Below are 22,399 nucleotides of genomic sequence, written 5' to 3' on the forward strand. Positions count from 1 at the left end.
GGTCGCCGCCTTCTGCTCCTCCGAGCCCGACGCCGGCTCCGACGTCGCCTCCATGCGCACCCGTGCCGTGTACGACGAGGCCAAGGACGAGTGGGCACGCGCTCGCGGCCCTGCGGCTCGCCCAGCGCCTTCTCCGCGGCGTCGAGGCGGTACCAGCCCTCCCAGGTGGTGAAGCGGATGTTCCGCTCGGCCAGGAAGGCGTCCACGGCCTCGGGGCCGGGGGAGGCGGGGGTGTGCAGCCGCCCGTTCGCGAAGTCGTCCAGCAGGTTCGCCACCGTCTCGTTGGCGTCGCCCTTGGTGTGGCCGATCAGACCGATGGGTCCGCGCCGGATCCAGCCGGTGACGTACGTGGACTGCAGGTGCTCGCCCGACTCCTGGACGACGCGCCCGCCCTCGTCCGGAACCGTGCCGGACTCCAGGTCCCACGGCAGCTTGGGCAGCTTGTCCGACAGGTAGCCGACCGCGCGGTACACCGCGGTGACGTCCCAGTCCGTGAACTTCCCCGTGCCCTTGACGTTGCCCGTGCCGTCCAGGGCGGTGCGCTCGGTGCGCAGGCCGACGACCTTGCCGTCCTCGCCGAGGATCTCGGCGGGCGACTCGAAGAAGTGCAGGAACAGCTTGTGCGGCCGGTCGCCGACGTCGCGGATGGCCCAGTTCTCCAGCGTCTTGGCGACCATGTCGGCCTGCTTGTTGCCGCGCCGGGTCGCGATCGAGCCGTCGTCGTAGTCGATGTCCTCGGGGTCGACGATGACCTCGATGTTGGGGGAGTGGTCCAGCTCGCGCAGCTCCATCGGGCTGAACTTCGCCTGCGCCGGGCCCCGGCGGCCGAAGACGTGGATCTCCTTGGCCCGGTTGGCCTTCAGCCCGTCGTAGACGTTCTGCGGGATCTCCGTCGGCAGCAGCTCGTCCGCCGTCTTGGCGAGGATGCGGGCCACGTCCAGGGCGACGTTGCCGACGCCGAGCACGGCGACCTTCTCCGCCTCCAGCGGCCAGGTGCGCGGCACGTCCGGGTGGCCGTCGTACCAGGAGACGAAGTCGGCGGCGCCGTAGGAGCCGTCGAGGTCGATGCCGGGGATCGACAGGGCCCGGTCGGCCATCGCGCCGGTGGCGAAGATCACCGCGTCGTAGAACGCGCGCAGGTCGTCCAGGCTGATGTCGGTGGGGTAGTCGACGTTGCCGAAGAGGCGGATCTGCGGCTTGTCCAGCACCTGGTGCAGGGCGGTGATGATGCCCTTGATACGGGGGTGGTCGGGGGCGACGCCGTAACGGATCAGGCCGAACGGCGCCGGCATCCGCTCGAAGATGTCGATGGACACGCCGGGTTCGGCGGCCACCTCGGACTTGAGCAGTGCGTCGGCGGCGTAGATCCCGGCCGGGCCGGATCCGACGATGGCTACCCGCAGAGGGCGGGGCATGATCAGGTTCCCTTCGAGCGATGACAAGCGTCTCGCCGGGAAGCCTAAGTTAAGGCAAGCCTAAGTCGGTACGCGGGTCCCGTCTATGAGCTCATAAGGCAGGCTTATGGGATCTCCCGGGGAAGGTTTGAACCGTCCGTCACGGGTGACGCAGGCGTCAGACATGCGTCCGGACATGCGTCAGGCAGGCGTCAGGACGGTCCGACCTCGCGAGGGAGCCGGGTGTGAACGGGGACAGGAAGACCGGCGGCCACCGCCGGGACCAGGACCACGACGGTGGCGGTGCCGACGGCGGCGCCGGCGCGCGGACGGACGACGGCGGCCCGTCGGATCCGAACCGGTGGCGGGCCCTGTGGGTGACACTGGCCGCCGGGTTCATGAGCCTGCTCGACGTCACCATCGTCGCCGTGGCCCTGCCGTCCATCCAGCGGGACCTGCACGCCTCGGCGGCGTCCGTGCAGTGGGTGGTCTCGGGCTACGCCCTGGCGTTCGCCCTGACGCTGGTGACGGCCGGGCGGCTCGGCGACGCGTTCGGCCGGCGCCGCCTCTTCCTCGCCGCGCTGGCGGCCTTCATGGTGTGCAGCGCCGCGGCGGGCGCCGCCCCCACCATCACGCTGCTGGTCGTGGCCCGGCTGGCCCAGGGAGTCGCCGCCGGCGCCCTCGCCCCGCAGAACTCGGCCCTGATCCAGCAGATGTTCCACGGCGCGGAACGCGCCCGCGCCTTCGGGCTGTTCGGCGCGACCGTGGGCGTCTCCAGCGCCGTGGGCCCGATCACCGGGGGCCTGATCCTGGCGCTCGCCGACGGACCGCAGGGCTGGCGGTGGATCTTCTACGTCAACGTGCCCGTCGGCGCGCTCGCCCTCCTCCTCGGCAGCCGCCTGCTGCCCCGCACCGCGCCCGGCCGCCCGGGGCGCCTGGACCCCCTCGGAGTCGTCCTGCTCGGCGCCGGGATCCTGGCCCTGATGCTGCCGCTGGTGCTCGCCGAGGCCGGCGGGCTCGGCCGCCTGTGGTGGCTGTTCCCGGCCGGAGCGCTGATCCTCGCCGGGTTCGTGCGGTGGGAGCGCCAGCTCGCCGGCCGCGGCGGGGCCCCGCTGCTGGATCCGCGGCTGCTCACCGACACGCCGGGCTACGCCACCGGCGCGGTCCTGGGCGCCCTGTACTTCATCGGCTTCAGCGGGGTCTGGCTGGTCTTCGCGCTGTTCTTCCAGAACGGCCTCGGCTACTCGCCCCTGTGGTCCGGGCTGGCGGTGACGCCCTTCGCCGTCGGCTCCGCCGCCGCGGCGGCCGTGGCGGGGCGGCTGGTCGGGCGGCTGGGACGGCTGCTGACCGTCTGGGGGCTCGTCGCCGTCATGGCGGGGCTGGGCGGGACGGCGCTGGTGCTGTGGCTCGCCCCCGCCGGCCACGCCGTGTGGATCGCGGCCCCGCTGCTGCTCGCCGGTGGCCTCGGCAGCGGCTGCGTCATCTCCCCGAACATCACGATGACACTGCGGGACGTCCCGGTGCGCATGGCGGGCGCCGCGGGAGGCGCCCTGCAGACCGGGCAGCGGCTGGGCGCCGCCGTCGGGACCGCCGCGCTGCCCGGCCTGTTCCATCTCGCCCTGCACGCCACGCACGACGACTACCGCGCCGCCGTGGCCGTCGCCGTCGGGTCCGGTGCCGCCGCCATGCTGTGCGCCCTGGCCGTCGCGGTCCTCGACCGGCGGCGGGAGCGCTCCGGCGACGGCCCGGGCAGCCCGCCTCGGCCCTCCCCCGGCTTCGTCCGCGCGCACCAGGACCGGTGCGGCGGCTGACCCGACGGCGTCGCGGCCGATCCTGCGTCCCGGCCGGCCCCGTGCGCCGGGGCCGGCCGCGACGCCGCGCTCAGTGGCGCTTGCCGAGCTTCCGCAGCATCTGCTGCGCCTGGGCGCGGCGGCGGGGGTCCGCGGCGGCCCGGCGCAGCTGCTCGGTCGTGCGGCGTCCCTGCGGGCTGCGCGCGAACTGCTTGATCCGGTCCAGCATTCCGGCCATGACGTACCTCCGGTTCGACGACGGATCCTGTCCTGCCGGTCTCCTACCCGGTCACCAGGCGCTCAGCCGTGGGACCGGGCATGTTTGCGCCCGTCCGGGCGGGCAACCCGGCCCTTCCTGGCACCGAGACGAACCGCTGAGGTGAGCAGCTGTGAGCGGCAACGAGAAGGCCAAGGCGAAGATGGAACAGGCCCGGGGGAAGGCCAAGGAAGCGGCCGGGCGCGCGGTGGGCAACGAGAGGCTCACGGCGGAGGGCCGCACCGAGCAGACCAAGGGCGACGCCCGCCAGGCGAAGGAGAAGGCGAAGGACACGTTCCGGCACTGATGCGTCATCACGGTTGACCGAGCCGGCCCCCGTGCCGGCGCACCGCGGGGCCGCGGAACCCGGCGTACGGCCGTTCCGCGGCCTTCACCGTGCCCGACGCCTCTCGCGCCGTGCCTGACGGCTCCCGGCAGCCCGGCACCCCGGTAGCTCAACCGCCCGGCAGCCTGGTAGCTCGATCGCCCGGCAGTCCCGGAAGCCCGGTAGCCCGACCGCCCGGCCGCTCGCGCGGCGCCGGGCCCGTCAGGGAATCGGTTGCTCCGCCCAGATCACCTTGCCCTCGGGCGTGTAGCGGGTGCCCCAGCGTTCGGCGAGCTGGGCGACGAGGAACAACCCGCGTCCGCCCTCGTCCGTCATGGCCGCGTACCGCAGATGCGGCGAGGTGCTGCTGCTGTCGGCCACCTCGCAGATCAGCGCCCGGCCGCGCAGGACACGGACGCGGATGGGCTCCCCGCCGTACCGGATCGCGTTGGTGACCAGCTCGCTCAGCAGCAGCTCCGTCGTGAACGACAACTCCTCCAGCCCCCACTGCGCCAGCCGCCGGGTGACCCGGGCGCGCACCTCGCCGACGGCCGCCGGATCGGACGGCACCGCCCACTCGGCGACCCGGTCGGGACCGAGGGCCCGGGTACGGGCCACCAGCAGGGCGATGTCGTCGCCCGGCCGGGACGGGAGCCGCGCGTCCAGGGCGGCCCGGCACGTCTCCTCGGGCGACCCGCCGGACGCCGCGAGGGCGTCGCGCAACCGCTCCAGCCCCTCGTCGATGTCGTGCCCCCGGTCCTCCACGAGCCCGTCGGTGTACAGGACCAGCCGGCTGCCCTCCTCCAGCTCCAGCTCGGCCGTCTCGAACGGCAGGCCGCCGAGGCCCAGCGGGGGACCGGCGGGCACGTCGGGGAAGCCGACCGTGCCGTCCGGCCGGACCAGCACCGGCGGCGGATGGCCGGCCCGGGCCGTCACACAGGTCCGGGAAACCGGATCGTAGATCGCGTACAGGCAGGTCGCGCCGGTGACCGGGACGGCGCCGTCCTCGGCCGCCTCGTCCTGGTCGATCCGGGCGACCAGCTCGTCCAGCAGGGTGAGCAGTTCGTCGGGCGGCAGGTCCAGCGCGGAGAAGTTGTGCACCGCCGTCCGCAGCCGCCCCATGGTGGCCGCGGCGTGCAGCCCGTGCCCGACGACGTCGCCGACCACCAGCGCGACGCGGGCCCCCGACAGCGGCAGCACGTCGAACCAGTCGCCGCCCACGCCCGCCTGCGCGGGCAGGTACCGGTAGGCGATGTCCAGCGCGTCCTGCTCGGGCAGGCTGCGCGGCAGCAGACTGCGCTGGAGGGTCACCGCCATGCTGTGCTCGCGGGTGTAGCGGCGCGCGTTGTCGATGGAGACGGCGGCCCGGGCGACGAGTTCCTCGGCGAGGGCCAGCTCGTCCGCGTCGAACGGCTCGGGCCTCGCGGCGCGCCAGAAGCTGACCACGCCGAGCAGGAGGCTGCCCGCCCGCAGGGGCACGGTGATCAGCGAGTGGACGCCGTACTCCAGCACCCGCGCGGAGCGCTCCGGGTCCTGCGCCTGCCAGCCGCGGGCCCGGGCGAGGTCCGGTTCGAGCACCGGCCGGCCGGTGCGCAGGCTGTGACCCTGCGGAGAGGACGCCACGAAGCGGATCTGATGCCCCACCGGGTAGAGCGGGACATCCCCGCGGACACCGCTCAGGGCGGTACGGCGCAGCGGGGTGACCTCCTCCGGCCGGCCGCCGGCGAGGACCGCGTCGAACAGGTCCACGGTGGCGAAGTCCGCGAACCGGGGAACGGCCAGTTCCGCCAGCTCCTCGGCGGTACGGGTGACGTCCAGGCCGGTGCCGACGCCCATACTGGCGTCGTACAGCAGCTCCAGGCGCTCCCGGGCGGTCTCGGCCCGGCCGGACAGGGCGCGCAGCTCCGTGGTGTCGCGCAGGGTCGCCACGCTGCCGGGCGGCCCGCCCTGGCTGCCGGTGGACCGCTGGCTGACCGCCAGCAGCCGGTCCTTGACCAGGTGCACCTCGTCCGTGGCCAGGCGCCCGGAGGCCAGCAGCTCCGCCATGTCGGAGGGCAGCCCCAGATCGCGCACGTGCCGTCCCTCCGCGTCGCCGGGCAGACCGAGCAGACGGTGCGCCTCGTCGTTGGCGAGCAGCAGCGCGCCCTGGCCGCCGACGATCAGCACGCCCTCGTGGACGGCGTGCAGGACGGCGTCGTGGTGCTCGTACATCCGGGTCATCTCGTGCGGGCCCAGGCCGTGCGTCTGGCGCAGCAGCCGCCTGCTGACCAGGGCCGTGCCGGCCGTCGCCAGGACCAGCGCCACGCCCGCGGCGGACAGCAGCAGCGGCAGGTGCCGGTCGGCGGCACCGCCCACGTGGTCCTTGGTGACGCCGGCCGACACCAGGCCCACGACCGAGCCGTCCGCCGCCTCGACCGGCACCACGGCCTGCACCAGCGGCCCGAGGGTCCCCTCGACCTCCTCCGTCACGGTCCGCCCGGCCAGCGCGGAGGCGATCGTCCCGACGAACCGCTCGCCGATGCGGTCCGGCTCGGGGTGGGTGTAGCGCACCCCGTCGGTGTTCATGACGGTGACGAAGTCGACCCCGGTCGCCCTGCGGGCCGCCTCCGCCCGCGGCTGCAGCAGCGCCGTGGGATCGGGACTGCGCAGCGCCTCCCGCACGCCCGGCCCCTCGGCGAACGCCGCGGCCACGGCGACCGACCGGTTGCGGGCCTCGACGGTGCTGTCGTGGCGGACCTGGAGCACCAGCGCGGCCACGGCGGCCACCACCAGCAGCAGCACGATGACGATGTGCAGGACGAACACCTGTCCGGCGACGGTGCGCCCGGCCAGCGCCGCCCGCACCCCCGCGGCCCGCCCTCGCCGAAACCGGCCCGCGTCCCGCCGCCGGCCGGGCGGACCGCCGGGGCGACGGGCTGACCGGGCTCCCGATCGACCCATCAGCCGGACCATGTGCCCATGTCTACACTGCCGGGCCGCGGGAGGCGAGACACGTCCGCCCGGGCGCCGGGGCGCCCCCGCGCCGCCCGGTACGGCACGGGCGGGGCCGCTTCGGCCATGAGGGAGCGGCGGGTCCATACGGACGTCCCCGCGAGGGCGCGCAGGACTCCTCCCGGGCAGGTCACGGCCGGGCGCCTCACCGCGGGCCCCCGGGGCCGGGCCGGCGGGCGGCGAGCAGCAGGGCGGTGCCGTCGGGACGGTCCACGGCGTGCCGGGCCCGCGCGGTGAGCCGGCCGGCCACGGCCGCCAGGGAACCGCCCGGCGCGGGCGAGGCGGGGGCGCCGTACCGGGCCCGGGCCACCCGCAGGGCGCCGATACCGTCGTCGATGTCGGTGCCGGGCCGCTCCACCAGCCCGTCCGTGTACAGCGCCAGGAGGGCGCCGGGCTCCACCTCCTCGAAGGGGCGCGGCGCCGTCGCGGGGCCGGGACCGGCCGGGCGGCGGACGTGGAAGCGGACCGGGTCCGGGGCCGGCCGGGCGCCCCGCAGGTGGTCCTCGCAGGCGGCCCGGCCGGACCACGGCACGGCGTCCCACAGCGCGTGGCCGAGGAGCGCCGCCCGCGACCGCCCGAGCAGCCGGGCGGCGCGCGGATTGACGTACACGATCGTCCCGAGCCGGTCCAGGCCGAACACGCCGTCCGGCAGCAGGTCGGTCACGGCGTCGGCCACCGGACCCGGTCCCGGATCGCGCACCGAGCCCCGTACCGGCCCGGACCCGGGCGGGGCGGCGGACGGCCGCCACAGTTCCACCGCCACGCCCCGCCGGAAGGCGTCGGCGACGGGGAACGGACGGCCGACGTGCAGCCGCCACCAGGGGCGGAACAGCGGCCCGGGCAGCCCCGCCGGCACGGACAGGAGCAGCACACCGGGGGTACGGGACCGCAGACAGCCCCCGCCCGCGTGGCCGCCCGCCGCGCCGATCGCCTCCGCCGAGGCGTCGATCAGCAGCGTCACCGGCCGCCCGGGTTCCCGGTGTGCGTCCTCGGTGCCTGACGTCATCGGCCCACCTCGTCCGTGCCCCGTCACGCGGCGACACAGCCAAGGATGCGCCACGGGAACCCGGCACGCACCCGGGCGGCGCCTCGGCCCCCGTGGCGGGCCCGGGGCCCCGGCGGTCTCCGGGCCGCCCCTCGCCCCGGCACGCCCCGTCCCGTCCCGCCCTCGTCCCGCCTCCGCCCCCGGGGCCGTGACGGGCGCGGGCGCCGGGATCAGGTTCCGGAGACCTCCGGCCGGGACGCGTCGGGTGCGAGGGCGGGGGCGTCGGTGTCGAGGTCACGGTGGCAGCCGCGCAGCTCGTACCGTGCGCGGAGCACGGCGGCGGCCTCCTCGCGGGGCACCGACGTCAGGCCGAAGTGCTGGTGGGCACAGGCCAGTACGTCGTCGACGGTGACCCGGCCGCGCGGCGACCGCTCACCGGTGTGCTCACCGGCGGCGTCCCCCCGCTCCGCCAGGGCACGGCGCCGCGCCCTGATCGCGATGTCGGCCGCCACCCCGAGCTGTGCCCGGAAGTGGCGTGCGCGGCGCGCCGCGGCCTCCCGCGCGGCACGGCTCCTGCGGCGAACCAGACGTTTCATCGCTGCCCCCTCCTCGTCTCCGGCCGCCGTGCCGGGCGGCAGCCCCTGGTGAGTGAAGTCGTGTCAAGTCCGCTTACCCGTCGAAACGATGTTCAGACGCCGACGGCCGTGGCCCGGTACCCCCGCGTCCGCGGGGGTACCGGAACCCGGTCCATCATGACCAAAACGCTGCGGGACCAGCGGAACTTCGCACAAAACAATGGGGGGTACGGGTCCGATGCGTATCGTGAGGGACCAGGGTCCTTGCTTCCAAGAACGGGCCCAGGACCGGACGGTGAGGCTCCACATGACTCCGGCGCACAGGTCTGATGCCGTTGACCGTTCCGCGCTGTCCACGGTGGTGGACTTCGACGGCGGTACGGAGGTGATCCCTGCCGCCCGGGACCTGGTCCAGGACTTCGTCGTCCGGCTCGGTGAGGCGGGGGTGAAGACGGCCGACACCCTCCTGGACGTGGCGCGGCTGGTGGCCAGCGAACTGGTGACGAACGCCCTGCGGCACGCGCCGGGGCCGTGCCGGCTGCGGATGTCCGTGGTGGACGGCACCGTCGAGATCGCGGTGTCGGACACCGGCGACGGGTTTCCGACGTTCCTGCCGCGCGACCCCCGGCGGGTCGGGCAGCACGGGCTGGAGATCGTGACACGGCTGTGCGACCAGGTGATCACCAAGCCCGACGCCACGGGCAAGACCGTCTACGCGCGGCTGCCCCTCACGTGAGGCCGCGCCGCCCCACCGGGCCCGTGGGGCGGCGCGGATGACGGCGTGTCAGGCGGCCAGGGCCGCCTCCACCGTCGGGTAGCTCGGGATGAGGGCGTCCACCCCGACGAGCTGCAGGACGCGCTGCACGGCCTGCTGCGGCGCGGCGAGACGGAGCCAGACGCCGCCGGCCTCGGCGGCCTGGTGCGCGGTGATCAGCGCGTTGATGCCGCTGGAGTCCATGAAGCCCACGCCGCCCAGGTCGACGACCGCGCCCCGCCCCGTTCCCAGACAGGACAGCAGTACGTCGCGGAACCGGACGCTGCCGTCGAGGTCGACCTCTCCTGCGACGGTCACGAGACAGGCGCCGTCGTCCGTGGTGGTGCGGGTGATCAGCAGCCGCTCGGGCATCGCCGTTCCCTCGGTGTCCGCCACACTTCCTCACTTCCGCTTTCCGTCTCCGGACGTGGTCGGTGACCATGATGGCAGGGCTTTGCGCAGGTGCGGAGGGCGATGAAGAGTCCGGTCCGGGGCAGACGGCGGGAGTGATCTCCGCAGCGACCCGAGGAGGCGTCGTCACCGTGGCCAGCCCTGCCCGCCGTATACGAACCGACCAGCGCCGGCACCCGTTCGACCTGCGCAGGACCGCCGTGTTCTTCGGCCTGCTCGCCGCCCTCGTGATCCTTGCCGGGTTCGCGGCCCGCACGGTGGCCGACCTCGTCGAACGGCGCCCGGCCTGGGCGTCGGTACTGGTCCTGGCCGGCGGCGCGGGCGCCCTGTCCCTGTGGCGCCGCCGTCGCCGCCTCTCCGTGTCCCGCGCCGCGCGCCGGGCCGGAGCCGCGTTGGACGAGGCGGCGCGGACGACGGTCGCCGCCTGGGACGGCATCCCCTCCCACCCCGGAGGGGAACCGGGCGCGCCGGGGGAGACCGCGGACCGGTGGACCACCAGGCCCGCCGAACCCGCCGGCCGGGCCGGCGCCCTCGGCCGGGCCGAGCCCGCCGTCGCCCAGGACACCGCCGCGGACGGGGCGATCGCCGGTACCGGCCGCGTCGCCCCGGATCCGGCCGAGGACGAGATCCTCGGCCCGGACGAGTACGACGCCCTGGGCCCGGACGAGTACGACGCCCTGGGCCCGGACGAGTACGACGCCCTGGGCCCGGACGAGTACGACGCCCTGGGCCCGGACGAGTACGACGCCTTGGGCCCGGACGAGTTCGAGCACGCGGTGGCCGCGCTCTGCGTGCGTGACGGGTGCCGCGAGGCCGAGGTGGTCGGCGGAGCCGGTGACCTCGGCGCCGACGTCCTGGCCGTGGCCCCCGACGGACGCCGCGTCGTCATCCAGTGCAAGCGCTACGGGGACGGCACCACCGTCGGCTCCCAGGACGTCCAGCGCTTCGGCGGCACCTGTTTCGCCGTGCACCGGGCCGATGTCGCGGTCGTCGTCACCACCAGCGGCTTCACCGCACCCGCGCTCGACTACGCCGGGCAGTGCGGGATCGTGTGCCTGGACGGGCGGGACCTCAGGGCGTGGCGGGACGGCACGGGGCCGCGGCCGTGGGAGGTGCGTGGCACCGACGACCGCGCGCGCTGACGGCGGGGTCCGGCGGCACGGCTCTCGGCGCGCGGAATGACGCTCCGCTGACTAGGGTTTTCTGGTGTGGCTAGCACTTTCGAAGAGCTCGTGGCGAAGCGGCGCGCGGCCGACCAGGCACACCAGCGGGTCGAGGAGCTGCGCCACTCGTACGGGCCGCCCACCCAGAGCCAGTGGACCCCGCGGCAGTCCCACACCTACGAGACCGCCGTGCGGGCCTGGCGCGACCTGGACCGTGACGCACAGGCCGCGGTGACCGGCTACGCGAAGGAGCAGGGCCAGGCGCGGGACGCGGTGGAAGGGAAGGTCCGGGAGGCCGCCCAGGGCGCCGAGCCGTCCTGACGGCCCGGGACGCGCCCCGCCCGTCCGGCCTCCCGTCCGGTTCTCGTCCGGCCTGTGGTCCTGCCCGGTCTCCCGTCCGGTTCTCGTCCGGCCCGTGGTCCTGTCCGGTCCTCGTCCGGCCTGTGGTCCTGCCCGGCCTTCAAGGGCGCCGGACCGCGTCCCGTCCCGGCGTCGGGCGTCAGCGCCGTCAGGACGGGCAGGACGGTCAGAACGGCCAGGGCGGCGTCTCGCCCAGCAGTGCGTGGACGGCGGCCAGGGCCATGTCCCGGTCGCCGGGGACCAGTCCGATGCGGGTGCGCCGGTCGAGGAGGTCGGACTCGTCGAGGGCCCCCTCGTGGCGTACCGCCCACAGCAGTTCGGCCCCGGTGACGGGGTGGCCCGGCAGGAGCGGCTCGCCGAGCCGGGGGTCCCGCGCGGCGAGCGCGTGGACGTCCGGTGCCTCGGTGCCGTAGCGACGGACCAGGCGGCGCGGTGCCCGCAGCGTATCGAGGACGTGCGGCGGCGCGGCGCCGACCAGCGGGAGCCGTGCGGTGGGGGAGGGGCCCGCGCCGAGGCGGCGGGCGGCGACGGCGGCGTCCACGGCGTCCTCGGCCATGCGGCGGTACGTGGTGAGCTTGCCGCCGACCACGGTGATCACGCCGTCCGGGGAGGTGAGGACGGCGTGCCGGCGGGAGAGGTCCGCGGTGCGGGGCCCGCCGCCGTCGGCCGGCCGCGCCGGCGAGACGTCCAGCAGGGGCCGCAGGCCCGCGAAGGCGCCCACGACGTCGTCGCGGTGGACGGGGGCGTCCAGGACGGAGTCCAGGACGTCGAGCAGGAAACCGATGTCCGCCTCGGGTGCCTCGGGGACGTCCGGGACGTCGCCTTCCACGGGTTCGTCGGTGAGCCCCACGTAGACCCGGCCGTCGCCCTGGGGCAGGACCAGGACGAAGCGGTTGGTCTCCCCGGGGACCGGGATGTGCAGGCCCGCGGGCAGCGGGCCGAACCGGTCCGCGCGCAGCACCAGGTGGGTGCCGCGCGAGGGGCGGATCCGCAGGCCGTCCACGAGGCCGCCGGCCCACACACCGGCGGCGTTGATCACCACGCGGGCGCGGATCACGCCCTCCTCGCCGGTGAGTTCGTCGCGGACCCGGGCGCCGGACCCGGTCAGTTCCAGCGCCCTGACCCGGGTCAGGATCCGCGCGCCGTGCGCGGCGGCGGTCCGGGCGAGCGCGGTCACCAGACGGGCGTCGTCGGTGAGCCGGCCGTCCCAGGACAGCAGGCCGCCGCGCAGACCGGCGGGACGCAGCGCCGGGGCCAGGCGGCGGGTCCGAGCGGCGGACAGCCGGCGGGGCGCGGGCAGCGTGGCGCGCGCCGTGCGGGCGGCCAGGCGCAGGGTGTCGCCGGCCCGGAACCCGGCCCACGCCAGCGCGGCCTGGCCACGGGAGACCAGGGGCGTGAGGGGCAGGACGAACGGCTGGGCGCGCACCAGGTGCGGAGCGGTGCGTTCCATCAGTACGCCGCGCTCCACCGCGCTTTCGTGGGCGACGTCGAACTGGGCCGCGGCGAGGTAGCGCAGCCCGCCGTGGACCAGCTTGGAGCTCCAGCGGGAGGTGCCGAAGGCCAGGTCGTGCGCGTCCACGGCGACGACGTCCAGGCCCCGGGCCGCGGCGTCCAGGGCGGCCCCGGCCCCCGTCGCGCCGAGGCCGACGACCAGGACGTCCACGGCGGGGCCGCCGACGGTGGCGGCCAGTTCCCGCGCGCGCCGCGCGGCGGACAGCGAGGACCGGGGAGGCCGCGGGGAACCGGGGGACCGGTGGCCGGCCCGGGGAGCGGCGGGGCTCATGGCGTGAGGGTCCTCTCCAGGATGATCCGCAGCTCCGCGAGGAAGGCCGCCTCGCTCAGGCCGGGGTCGTCGGCGTCGGCCATGGTGCGCAGGGACAGGGCGAAGGACTGGACGACCAGCAGCACGGACCGCGCCTGCCGCTCGGGGTGGGCCACGCGCACCGACCCGTCGGCGTGCCCCTCCCGCAGCGCGTCGGCCAGCAGGCCCAGCAGGGCCTCCTGGCTCGCCCCGCGCCGCTCCAGCACGTAGGGCAGGAGCAGTTCGGGGTCGACGTCGACGATCTTGCGGAACAGCGGGTGGGCGCGGAAGGCCGCCACTGCGGCCACGAGGCCCTCGACGAGCCGGGCGCGCGTGTCCGTCCCCGGGCGCCGCTCGGGCATCGCCCCGGTGGCCACGGCGATCCACTCCCGCGTCATCAGGTCGCCGACCAGGGACCGCACATCGGGCCGGCGCCGGTACAGCGTCATCCGGGAGACCCCCGCGCGGCGGGCCACGTCGGTCATGGTCGTCCGGCGGACCCCGACGGCCAGGACGCAGTCGCGCACCGCGTCGAGCACCGCGTCGCCGTCCGACGGGCCCGGCCGTCCCGGCGGACCGGACCGTCCCGGCGAACCGGCCTCCTCCGACTGGTTGTGACGTTTAGTCGTCATGTGTAACAGTGTAACGCCCGTGAGGTCACGCGGGCGGCATCACCCGATCACGACCGGTGAGGACGGCAGTCATGACGGGCGCGACGGACAGGGCGGACGGGATGAACGGGACGGATGGGCCGGATAGGCCGGATGGGGTGGACGGGAGGGGTGAGGCGGTCGGGACGGGCATGCGCTGGAACGGCTGGGGCGACCCGGCCAGGGCCACGCCGCTGCCCGCCCCGGTGACCGGGCTGCTGCGCGACTGGCTCGGCGTCCGGCCGCGCGGCACGCGGGCCGCCCGGCTGGAGGAGATCGCCGTACCCGGGCCCGCCCTCGACGAGAGCGCCCGCCAGGCCCTGCTCTCCGCGGTCGGCGGCCGTACCGAGTACGTACGCACGGACGCGGAGACCCGGATCCGGCACACCCGCGGCAAGTCCACCCCCGACCTGCTGCGGATACGGTCCGGCGACGTCACCGACGCCCCCGCGGCCGTCGTCCTGCCCGACGGCCACGACGAGGTCCTCGCCGTGCTGCGGGCCTGCGCCGCGCACCGGGTGCCGCTCGTGCCGTTCGGCGGCGGCACCTCCGTCGTCGGCGGGCTCGCCCCCGGCCGGCGCGGCCCCTTCGTCGCCCTGGACCTGCGCCGCATGAACGCCCTGCTCGACCTCGACCCGGTCTCCCGCACCGCCACCTTCCAGCCCGGCCTGCGCGCACCCGAGGCCGAACGGCTCCTGAACGCGCGCGGCTTCACCCTCGGCCACTTCCCGCAGTCCTACGAGTGGGCCACCCTCGGCGGCTTCGCCGCCACCCGCTCCAGCGGACAGGCCTCCGCCGGCCACGGCCGCTTCGACGACATGGTGCTGGGCCTCACCCTCGCCACCCCCGAGGGCACCCTGGACGCGGGCCGCGCCCCGCGCTCGGCGGCCGGTCCCGACCTGCGCCAGCTCGTCCTCGGCTCGGAGGGGGCCTTCGGGGTCGTCACGTCCGTGACGGTCCGCGTCCGCCCGGTGCCGCGGGTCCGCCGGTACGAGGGCTGGCGCTTCGCCTCCTTCGAGGAGGGGGCGGAGGCGCTGCGCCGGCTCGCCCAGGACGGCCCGCGCCCCACGGTCCTGCGGCTGTCCGACGAGACCGAGACGCTGATCGGCCTCGCCCGGCCCGAGGCCCTCGGCTCCGCCGGCGTCCCCGGCGCCGGACAGCCCGCCGGATGCCTCGCGGTCGTCGGTTTCGAGGGCACCGAGGAGGACACCACCCGGCGCCGGGAGGACGCCGCCGCCCTCCTGCGGGACGGCGGCGGGACGTACGAGGGCGAGGAGCCGGGACGGCGCTGGGCCGACGGCCGTTACTCCGCCCCGTACCTGCGCGACTCCCTGCTCGACGCCGGTGCCTTCGCCGAGACCCTGGAGACGGCGGCGTACTGGTCCCGGATCCCCGGGCTGTACACCGCCGTCCGCGAGGCGCTCACCGCCACGCTCGCCGACGCCGGCACCCCGCCGCTGGTCATGTGCCACATCTCCCACGTCTACGAGAACGGCGCCTCGCTGTACTTCACCGTCGTCTGCGCCCAGGGCGACGACCCCGTGGCGCACTGGGCGCGGGCCAAGCACGCCGCGAGCGAGGCGATCCTCGCCGCGGGCGGCACCATCAGCCACCACCACGGCGTCGGCACCGACCACCGGGACTGGTACGTCAGGGAGGCCGGCCCCCTCGGCGTCGAGGCCCTGCGCGCCGTCAAACGGTGCCTGGACCCGGCCGGGATCCTCAACCCGGGCGTCCTGCTCCCCGCCGATCCCGGCGCGTGACCCCGCCCCTCACCGGCCCGCCGGATTCCCGCCCGGCACCACCGTCCCGCCAGCCCGGAGGCACACCGATGCGACAGTTCACCGCCGTCGTCAACCCCACCGCGGGCGGCTCCGCCGGTGCCGCCGCGCTGCTGCGGGTGGCGCGGCTGCTGCGGGAGGCGGGAGCGGAACTGGAGACCGAGTACAGCCGCAGCCTGGCACACGCCGGGGAACTCGCCCGGCGGGCCGGGGAGCGCGGACGCGTGGTGCTCGCCGTCGGCGGGGACGGCATCGCCGGCCGGATCGGCGGAGCCCTCAGCGGAACCGGCACACCGCTCGGCCTCGTCCCGGCCGGCCGCGGCAACGACTTCGCCCGCGCCCTCGGCCTGCCCACCGCCCCCGCCGCCCTCGCCCGGGTCCTCCTCGGCCACGAGCCGCGGCCCGTGGACACCATCGAGGTCGAATCGGCCGCCCACGGCCGCACCGTCGTGCTGGGCAGCGTGTACGCGGGCGTCGACGCGCTCGCCAACCGCCACGCCAACCGCGCGCGTCTGCTGCGCGGCACCGCCTCCTACTACGCCGGCGCGCTGCGCGCGGTCACCACCTGGCGGGCGGCGCGCTACCGCGTCACCGTCGACGGCCGGGTGCACGAGCACCGCGGCTACACCGTAGTGGCCGCCAACTCCGGTTATTACGGGTCGGGCCGTCTGATCGCCCCGGGCGCCCGGGTGGACGACGGCCTGCTGGAGGTGGTGATGATCCGTCAGGCGCCGCGCCTGCTGTTCTTCGCCCTGATGAACGAGCTGAAGTCCGGCCGTCACGTCCACCGGCCCCAGGTCCGGGTGGTCCGGGGCAGCGAAGTCCGGGTGGAAGCCGACCGGGACGTGCCCTACGGCGCCGACGGGGAGGTCGAGGCCGTGCTGCCCGTCACGGCGCGGGTGCTGCCGGGCGCGCTGCGCGTCCTGTACTGAGCACCGGGCCCGTCCCGCCGCCCCCTTCCGCGCCGTCGGGCGGGTGGTCCGCTCAGGTGTCCGAGCCGCCGTCGAGGCCGCCCGAGCCGCCGTCCCTTCGGGAGGTGCCGTCCGACCGGCTCGCCACGCGCGCCAGTTCCCCGGCCGTCAGGGTCACCGCCGCCACCGCGCGTACCCGGCGCGGGCCGCCCCGAGCCGCCCACACCACGCAGACGCACCCGGCGACGACGAGCGTGAGGACGCCGGACATGACGAGTATCCCGGTCATGGTGAACCCCCTTTGTGACACGGTCCGCGTCATCATCACATCCCGGGAGCCAGGGGTGCCAAGGGGCGCCGGCGGCCGGGCGGAGTCCACCGCCGCCCGGCCGCCGGCCTCCCGGTCAGGCCGGTGTCGCGAACCGCTCCCACACCCGGTGGCGGCCCAGCAGGCGGGTCACCTGCTCCAGGGCGGCCGTGGCGGAGTCGGCGACGACCACGCCGGGCGCGTCGGTGGGCACCCCGGCCGCCTCCAGGGCGGCCGACCCGTCCGACCACACGCCGATGGCCTTGCCGTGCCGGAATGCCTCCGACAGCATCAGGGCGACGCGCGGGTCGCACGTCGTCGGCCCGGCGGGCGAGGGGGCGGACTTCGCGTCGCGCGCCGTGTAGGCGTCGGGACCCACACCGGGCGCACCGGCCAGCAGGACGGCGTCGAACTCGACCGAGCGCGCGGTGGCGTAGCTGCGCTGGGCCGTCACCGCGCCGCCGCCCGAGCCGAGCGTGCCGCCGGTCGGCGCGACCACCAGCGGGACCATGCCCGCGTTCAGCACCGCCTCCCGCACGGCCCGCACCCCGTCCAGGTCGCCGTCCGCCCCCGTGACGATGCCGACGATCCGCCCGGCCGTGGGCCAGGTCCGGCCGACCTGCGACAGCGCCGGGCTGGGCTCGACGTCGGCGAGCGGCACGGTCGGCTCCGGCGCCGGCAGGCCGAGACCGGCGGCGACCTGCTCGCACAGCTCGGGGTCGATGTTGGCCAGCACCTGCAACTGCCGTTCCTTCACCGCCTGCTCGTAGCACTTGCCCAGCTCGAAGGTGTAGGCGCCGATGATGTGCTCGCGTTCGACGGGGCTCATGCTCAGCCAGAACCGGCGGGGCTGGCTGAAGTGGTCCGCGAACGACTCGGGAGCCTGCCGCACCTTCGTCGCCTCCGGCACCCGCACCGGCGTCTCGACGTAGGCTCCGGCGTCCGCGCCCACGGTGAACGGGCAGCCGCCGTCGAGGGAGTTGGGCCGGTAGGGGGCCACGCCCCGGTGGACGGCCGTCTGGTGCATGCCGTCGCGCAGCATGTCGTTGACCGGGGCGTGCGGCCGGTTGACGGGCAGCTGCGGGAAGTTGGGGCCGCCCAGCCGGGTGATCTGCGTGTCGAGGTAGGAGAACAGGCGGCCCGCGAGCAGCGGGTCGTCGGTGATGTCGATGCCCGGGACGAGATGGCCGACGTGGAAGGCGACCTGCTCGGTCTCGGCGAAGAAGTTGGACGGGTTGCGGTCGAGCGTCAGCAGCCCGACCGGCTGCACCGGGGCGAGTTCCTCCGGGACGAGGTTGGTCGGGTCCAGCAGGTCGATGCCCTCGAAGGTCTGCTCCGGGGTGTCGGGGAAGGTCTGGATGCCCAGCTCCCACTGCGGGTAGGCGCCCGCCTCGATGGCGTCGGCCAGGTCCCGGCGGTGGAAGTCCGGGTCGACGCCGTTGATGAGCTGCGCCTCCTCCCACACCAGGGAGTGCACGCCCAGCTTCGGCTTCCAGTGGAACTTCACCAGCGTCGTCGTGCCCTCGGCGTTCACCAGCCGGAAGGTGTGGACGCCGAAGCCCTCCATCATCCGGTAGGACCGCGGGATGCCGCGGTCGGAGATGTGCCACAGGGTGTGGTGGGTGGCCTCGGTGTGCAGGCTGACGAAGTCCCAGAAGGTGTCGTGGGCGCTCTGCGCCTGCGGGATCTCCCGGTCCGGATGCGGCTTGACGGCGTGGATGACGTCCGGGAACTTGATGGCGTCCTGGATGAAGAAGACCGGGATGTTGTTGCCGACCAGGTCGAAGACGCCCTCGCTGGTGTAGAACTTCGTCGCGAACCCCCGGGTGTCCCGCACGGTGTCGGACGATCCCCGCGAGCCCACCACCGTGGAGAACCGCACGAACACCGGCGTCTCCACGTCTTCGGCGAGGAACGCCGCCCGGGTCACGGAGGCCGCGGTGCCGTAGCTCCGGAAGACCCCGTGCGCCCCCGCGCCGCGGGCGTGGACCACGCGCTCCGGGATGCGCTCGTGGTCGAAGTGCATGACCTTCTCGCGCAGGTGGTGGTCCTGCAGCAGCACCGGCCCGCGCGGCCCGGCCTTCAGCGAGTGGTCCGTGTCGTACAGCCGGGCGCCCTGCGCGGTGGTGAGGTACCCCCCGCCCTGCGCCACCCGTCCCTGGTCCGCGCCGGTCGGCTGCCCGGTCGGCGACATGGTCTCCGGCCCGCTCTGGTCCGGCTTCGGCGGCAACGGCTCGCGCGGCTCGGACGGTTCCGCCACGGACGGCGACTCGGGGCCCGGCTTGCCGGGAATCCCGTCCTCCGGTCCGCCGCCCTGCAAGCTGTCGGCGACCTTGTGGGCCATCCGCTTGAGAGGGTTCGCCTCGCTCATACGTCCTGCTCCTTGGGCTTTCGTCGTCGGGTGGGGCCGCCCCGCGGGGCGTGCGGGCAAGCGGGTACCCACGTCCGTGCGGAAACACGGGGACGGATGTGAGGGGCCGGTGGGTCCGTCCCGCCGGCCACGGCACGGTCAGACGACCGGCCGGCCGTCGTGGACCCCGCCCTGGCAGCGCGCGACGAAGGAGCCCGTCCCCCGGTCCAGCTCGATGACGAGGGCGCCGCCGCCCTGGAAGCACTCGGCCGCCGTGACACCGCCCGGCGCGGGAACGGCGCCCCGCCTCGCGGGATCGGACACCTCGGCCACGGCCGCCACCGCGGGGGCGGCGGACAGCACCGACGCGGCCAGGGCCGCGAGCAGCACGCACGACGACTTGTTCATGGCGACTCCTTCCCACCGGGTCCCTACCAGCGTCACCGGCCCCGGCTCCGGCCGCGACCGGACACGGGCGCCCGGGCGACCCGGGGCACCTCCCGCGCCGGGCAGCCGCCCATCGCCGTCCCGCGCCCGGCCACCGTCCGGCGCCCGGGCGGACGTCCTCCGCGCCCTGCCGCGCGGCGGCTCCCGGCCTCCCCCCGGCCCTCTCCCTACACTTCCTCCGGATCCGCCCCGTGCGTCACCCGCACCGGATCGAAGCGGACCCGGGTCCGCACACCGCCCCCGGCCCAGACGACCACCACCTCCGTGTCACCGGCCACGACCTCGGCGACGGCCTCCGCCAGCGGCCCGGGGCCCGGCCCGGTGGTGAGGGCGGCCAGGCAGACGTGCACGGAGGTGCCGCCCGCCGCGCCGGTCAGCCGGGGCACCGTCGCCCAGCGGGTGTACGCCGTTCCCCGGGGCGCGCGGACCCGCTCGGGCTCCGGCTCCCAGCCGTGCAGCCCGTGCAGCGCCGACACCAGCGGCTCGTCCGGGCCCGTGGCCCATCCGGTGTGCGTCACCCGCGCCCCGGCGGGCGCCCCGGTCACCCGGTGCACCCGCAGCTCGTACACGCCGTACGCCACCGTCACGCTCTCCACCCGCAGCCCCGGCACCATCGGGGGACCGGCGGCGAAGACGGGCCGGTGCCAGGACGCCGCCCAGCCCCAGCCGTCGCCGTGCCCGGTCCCGAGGGGGTGGACGCGGCGCCGCACGCTGGGCCGGCCGCCCACCTCCACCGACAGGTGGTTGTCGGCGACGTTGCCGGGCGCGGTCGGGCCGGTCCGCGTCGAGTACGCCTGGCGGCCGTAGTGCGGGTCGTCCGCGGCGGCCGACTCGCCCTCGTGCGGCCGGACGTGGTCGCTGCCGTGGTTGTGCAGCCGTACGATCCCGTCCCCGCGTGTCGCCTGGAGCAGCAGCCCGGGGGCCGGGAGGGCGAGGACCCGGTCGGCCTCCTCCACCGGCGCGGGCTCCTCGGTGGCCGTCCACAGCGGATGGCCGGCGGGCGCGAGCAGCGCCACGAACGCCTTCGACGCCCAGTACGGGGACGCCGGACCGGAGTACGGCTGCACGGTGGGCTCGTGCGGCCCGTGCCAGCCCAGGCTCAGCAGCCCGTCGGCGGTCAGCGCGCCGCGGTCCAGGAAGTGGCGCAGGCTGCCGCTCGCCAGCCGCCGGGAGGCCCCCGGCGTCAGCGGCGTGTGCCCGGTCAGCGCGCCCAGGCTCACGGCGGCCGAGGCGGCGAACCGGTACGTCAGCGACCGGCCGAAGTGCAGCGGTGCCCCGTCCGCGCCGAACATCAGCGCACAGCCCTCCAGATGGGCGCGCAGCCGGCCCCCGTACCGGGCGCCCGCCTCGGTGTCGCCGGCGAGGTGGGCGTCGAGCACCGGATACAGGTGCAGGGCCCAGCCGTTGTAGTGGTCGAAGGCGCGCCCGTCCCCGTCGGCGTACCAGCCCCCGCCCCGGTACCAGCCCTCCAGCAGCTCCAGCGCCCGCCGGCGGGCCGCCGCCGTGTCCGCGTCCCCGCGCCCCACCGACTCCAGGAACCCGGCGACCGTGTACGGGAACAGGTACCAGTTGTTCGGGGCGGGCGTGTGCCGCAGCGCGCCGCGCAGCCACTCCTCCACCCGGTCCCGCACGCCCTCGTCGAGGTGCTTCCACAGCCAGGGGGCGGTCAGCCGCAGCCCCAGCGCGACCGACGCCGACTCCACCATCGGCTGGCCCTGCACGTCGTGGTCGAGGATCAGCGGCCAGGACTCGGCGTCCTCGCGCCCCGGGGAGCGGGTGCCCGCGGCCAGGCCCCGCGCGTACCGCTCCAGCCAGCCGTGCGGATCGTCGCCGCCGGCGCCCGCCACCCGGAAGGCGGCGGCGAGGAAGGTCCGCGCGAAACCCTCCAGCCCGTCGGAGCGCACCCCCGAACGCGAGGGCCGTCCGGGCAGGTCCAGCAGGGCGCCGCCGGGCGTGCTCCAGTGCCACGCCGCCGCCAGCAGCCCGTCGGCCACCGCCTCCCAGTGGGCCCGGGTGTAACCGGTGTACGGGCTCCTCGCCCGGTCGGCGGCAGGCAGGTCGAAGGAGATGCTCATGCCAGGAAGGCCAGCCTTTCGCGTCGTACGGGATGGAGGAAACCGGCACCCGAGGCCCAGCGGGCGGTCTCGGCGAGGGCGTGCTCGGCCAGGCGGCGCCACTCGTTGCCCTCCGAACCGGCGAGATGGGGGGTGATCAGCACGTTGTCGCACTCCCACAGGGGGTGGTCCGGGGGCAGCACCTCGGGATCGGTGACGTCGAGGACCGCCCGGATCCGGCCCGCCAGGACGGCGTCGGTGAGCGCGTCCTGGTCGACGACCGCGCCGCGCGAGGTGTTGATGAGCACGGCGTCCGGCCGCATCGACTCGATCAGGGCGCGGCCGACCAGGCCGCGGGTGGCGGGCAGCAGCGGCGTGTGCACGCTGACGGTGTCGCAGCGCGCGAACAGCTCCGCCAGCCCGACCCGCCGGACACCGAGCGCGGCCACGTCCGCGTCGGTGACGTACGGGTCGTGCAGCAGCACCTCGACGTCGTGCGGGCGCAGCAGCTCCACGACCCGGCGGCCGATGAGCGACGCCGACAGGATGCCGACCGTGCGGCGGTGGTTGCCGACGGTGCGCGGGGTGCGCAGCCAGTTCCCGCGCCGGCGGGCCGCCCGGTAGTCGCGGGCCCGCTCCCACACCCGCTTGCCGGTGAGCAGGATCATGCCGAGCGTGTACTCCGCCACCGGCACGGCGTTGGCCGCGGCGGCGGAGGACACCTCGATGCCGCGCTCCCAGCAGGCGTCGGTGACATGCCCGCGGACGCTGCCCGCGGTGTGCACGACCGCCCGCAGCCGCGGCGCCGCCCGCAGCACGGCGGCGTCCAGGGGCGGACAGCCCCAGCCGGTGATCAGCAGGTCGGCGTCGGCCAGCAGCGACCGGGCCCGCGGTGTGGTGAGGTCGTCCAGCACCGGGAGCGGGGCGAGGTCGCACAGCGCACGGAACGCGGCGAGCGTCTCGGGGTCGAGGACGGCCTCGGCGGCGTCCCGCGACATCGCCACGGCGGCGCGGGGACGGAAGCCGGGGCCCGGCGTTGACACGGTCATGCGGGGGATCGGACTCCTCGCTCGGGGACGGGGCGGGCGGGCCGG

Annotated in this window: 19 protein-coding genes and 1 pseudogene; 7 read left to right on the top strand and 13 right to left on the bottom strand. The window is 75.8% G+C overall.

Annotated features, from left to right (window positions below; all coding sequences use genetic code 11):
* Positions 1–1,415, bottom strand: a 1,415-nt coding sequence (locus tag ABZ340_RS28520) for an FAD-dependent oxidoreductase (protein ID WP_358784709.1), incomplete at its 3' end; no start/stop codon positions are given.
* 350 nt (positions 1,416–1,765) lie between these two features.
* Here ABZ340_RS28520 and ABZ340_RS28525 point away from each other — a divergent pair.
* Positions 1,766–3,205 (top strand): MFS transporter, encoded by a 1,440-nt coding sequence (locus ABZ340_RS28525; protein ID WP_358784754.1) that lies wholly within the window; start codon positions 1,766–1,768, stop codon positions 3,203–3,205.
* Between the two features lie 70 nt (positions 3,206–3,275).
* Here the strand turns inward: ABZ340_RS28525 and ABZ340_RS28530 are convergent, their stop codons facing one another.
* Complete coding sequence (locus tag ABZ340_RS28530) at positions 3,276–3,422, bottom strand: hypothetical protein (protein WP_358784710.1); 147 nt, start codon at positions 3,420–3,422, stop codon at positions 3,276–3,278.
* A gap of 151 nt (positions 3,423–3,573) precedes the next feature.
* On the opposite strand from ABZ340_RS28530, the gene ABZ340_RS28535 reads away from it, so the two are divergent.
* Positions 3,574–3,747: a CsbD family protein gene (locus tag ABZ340_RS28535; RefSeq protein WP_358784711.1), complete on the top strand. Its 174-nt coding sequence runs from the start codon at positions 3,574–3,576 to the stop codon at positions 3,745–3,747.
* Positions 3,748–3,987: 240 nt separating this feature from the next.
* Here ABZ340_RS28535 and ABZ340_RS28540 read toward each other — a convergent pair whose 3' ends face one another.
* The 3 genes and pseudogenes from ABZ340_RS28540 to ABZ340_RS28550 form a co-directional block, all read right to left on the bottom strand.
* Positions 3,988–6,717: a SpoIIE family protein phosphatase gene (locus ABZ340_RS28540; protein WP_358784712.1), complete on the bottom strand. Its 2,730-nt coding sequence runs from the start codon at positions 6,715–6,717 to the stop codon at positions 3,988–3,990.
* A 481-nt stretch (positions 6,718–7,198) separates the two neighbouring features.
* Positions 7,199–7,833, bottom strand: a pseudogene (locus tag ABZ340_RS28545) (PAS domain-containing protein); the annotation flags it as partial.
* A gap of 138 nt (positions 7,834–7,971) precedes the next feature.
* Positions 7,972–8,337, bottom strand: coding sequence for a hypothetical protein (locus tag ABZ340_RS28550; protein ID WP_358784713.1), 366 nt, complete (start codon positions 8,335–8,337; stop codon positions 7,972–7,974).
* Positions 8,338–8,623: 286 nt separating this feature from the next.
* On the opposite strand from ABZ340_RS28550, the gene ABZ340_RS28555 reads away from it, so the two are divergent.
* Positions 8,624–9,052, top strand: a complete 429-nt coding sequence (locus ABZ340_RS28555) for an ATP-binding protein (protein WP_358784714.1) — start codon at positions 8,624–8,626, stop codon at positions 9,050–9,052.
* Positions 9,053–9,100: 48 nt separating this feature from the next.
* Here ABZ340_RS28555 and ABZ340_RS28560 read toward each other — a convergent pair whose 3' ends face one another.
* Entirely contained in the window at positions 9,101–9,466 is a 366-nt protein-coding gene (locus tag ABZ340_RS28560) for an STAS domain-containing protein (RefSeq protein WP_358784715.1), read from the bottom strand.
* Positions 9,467–9,612: 146 nt separating this feature from the next.
* On the opposite strand from ABZ340_RS28560, the gene ABZ340_RS28565 reads away from it, so the two are divergent.
* Positions 9,613–10,623 carry a restriction endonuclease gene (locus ABZ340_RS28565; RefSeq protein WP_358784716.1) on the top strand — a complete coding sequence of 337 codons (1,011 nt, stop codon included), beginning with the start codon at positions 9,613–9,615 and terminating at the stop codon, positions 10,621–10,623.
* 66 nt (positions 10,624–10,689) lie between these two features.
* Positions 10,690–10,965 (top strand): hypothetical protein, encoded by a 276-nt coding sequence (locus ABZ340_RS28570; RefSeq protein WP_358784717.1) that lies wholly within the window; start codon positions 10,690–10,692, stop codon positions 10,963–10,965.
* A gap of 205 nt (positions 10,966–11,170) precedes the next feature.
* On the opposite strand, the gene ABZ340_RS28575 is transcribed toward ABZ340_RS28570, so the two are convergent.
* Both ABZ340_RS28575 and ABZ340_RS28580 read right to left on the bottom strand, forming a co-directional pair.
* On the bottom strand, positions 11,171–12,787 hold the full coding sequence (locus ABZ340_RS28575; protein ID WP_358784718.1) for a glycerol-3-phosphate dehydrogenase/oxidase: 1,617 nt from the start codon (positions 12,785–12,787) through the stop codon (positions 11,171–11,173).
* Positions 12,784–13,344 (bottom strand): TetR family transcriptional regulator, encoded by a 561-nt coding sequence (locus ABZ340_RS28580; RefSeq protein WP_358784755.1) that lies wholly within the window; start codon positions 13,342–13,344, stop codon positions 12,784–12,786. The genes ABZ340_RS28575 and ABZ340_RS28580 overlap by 4 nt, the downstream gene beginning before the upstream one ends.
* A 263-nt stretch (positions 13,345–13,607) precedes the next feature.
* On the opposite strand from ABZ340_RS28580, the gene ABZ340_RS28585 reads away from it, so the two are divergent.
* Together ABZ340_RS28585 and ABZ340_RS28590 are read left to right on the top strand one after the other, a co-directional pair.
* A complete protein-coding gene (locus tag ABZ340_RS28585; protein WP_358784756.1) occupies positions 13,608–15,218 on the top strand; it encodes an FAD-binding oxidoreductase in 1,611 nt (536 codons plus the stop codon).
* Positions 15,219–15,286: 68 nt separating this feature from the next.
* Complete coding sequence (locus ABZ340_RS28590) at positions 15,287–16,168, top strand: YegS/Rv2252/BmrU family lipid kinase (RefSeq protein WP_358784719.1); 882 nt, start codon at positions 15,287–15,289, stop codon at positions 16,166–16,168.
* Positions 16,169–16,220: 52 nt separating this feature from the next.
* On the opposite strand, the gene ABZ340_RS28595 is transcribed toward ABZ340_RS28590, so the two are convergent.
* From ABZ340_RS28595 to ABZ340_RS28615, 5 genes are all read right to left on the bottom strand, one after another.
* Positions 16,221–16,436, bottom strand: coding sequence for a hypothetical protein (locus ABZ340_RS28595; protein WP_358784720.1), 216 nt, complete (start codon positions 16,434–16,436; stop codon positions 16,221–16,223).
* A gap of 115 nt (positions 16,437–16,551) precedes the next feature.
* On the bottom strand, positions 16,552–18,825 hold the full coding sequence (locus tag ABZ340_RS28600) for a catalase (protein ID WP_358784721.1): 2,274 nt from the start codon (positions 18,823–18,825) through the stop codon (positions 16,552–16,554).
* Positions 18,826–18,963: 138 nt separating this feature from the next.
* Positions 18,964–19,212 carry a hypothetical protein gene (locus tag ABZ340_RS28605; protein ID WP_358784722.1) on the bottom strand — a complete coding sequence of 83 codons (249 nt, stop codon included), beginning with the start codon at positions 19,210–19,212 and terminating at the stop codon, positions 18,964–18,966.
* Positions 19,213–19,418: 206 nt separating this feature from the next.
* Positions 19,419–21,326: a DUF2264 domain-containing protein gene (locus tag ABZ340_RS28610; protein ID WP_358784723.1), complete on the bottom strand. Its 1,908-nt coding sequence runs from the start codon at positions 21,324–21,326 to the stop codon at positions 19,419–19,421.
* On the bottom strand, positions 21,323–22,354 hold the full coding sequence (locus ABZ340_RS28615) for a hydroxyacid dehydrogenase (RefSeq protein WP_358784724.1): 1,032 nt from the start codon (positions 22,352–22,354) through the stop codon (positions 21,323–21,325). The genes ABZ340_RS28610 and ABZ340_RS28615 overlap by 4 nt, the downstream gene beginning before the upstream one ends.
* Positions 22,355–22,399 lie beyond the last annotated feature (45 nt).

It is taken from the genome of Streptomyces sp. NPDC006134, assembly GCF_040628835.1.
In the GTDB taxonomy this organism is placed as follows: domain Bacteria; phylum Actinomycetota; class Actinomycetes; order Streptomycetales; family Streptomycetaceae; genus Streptomyces.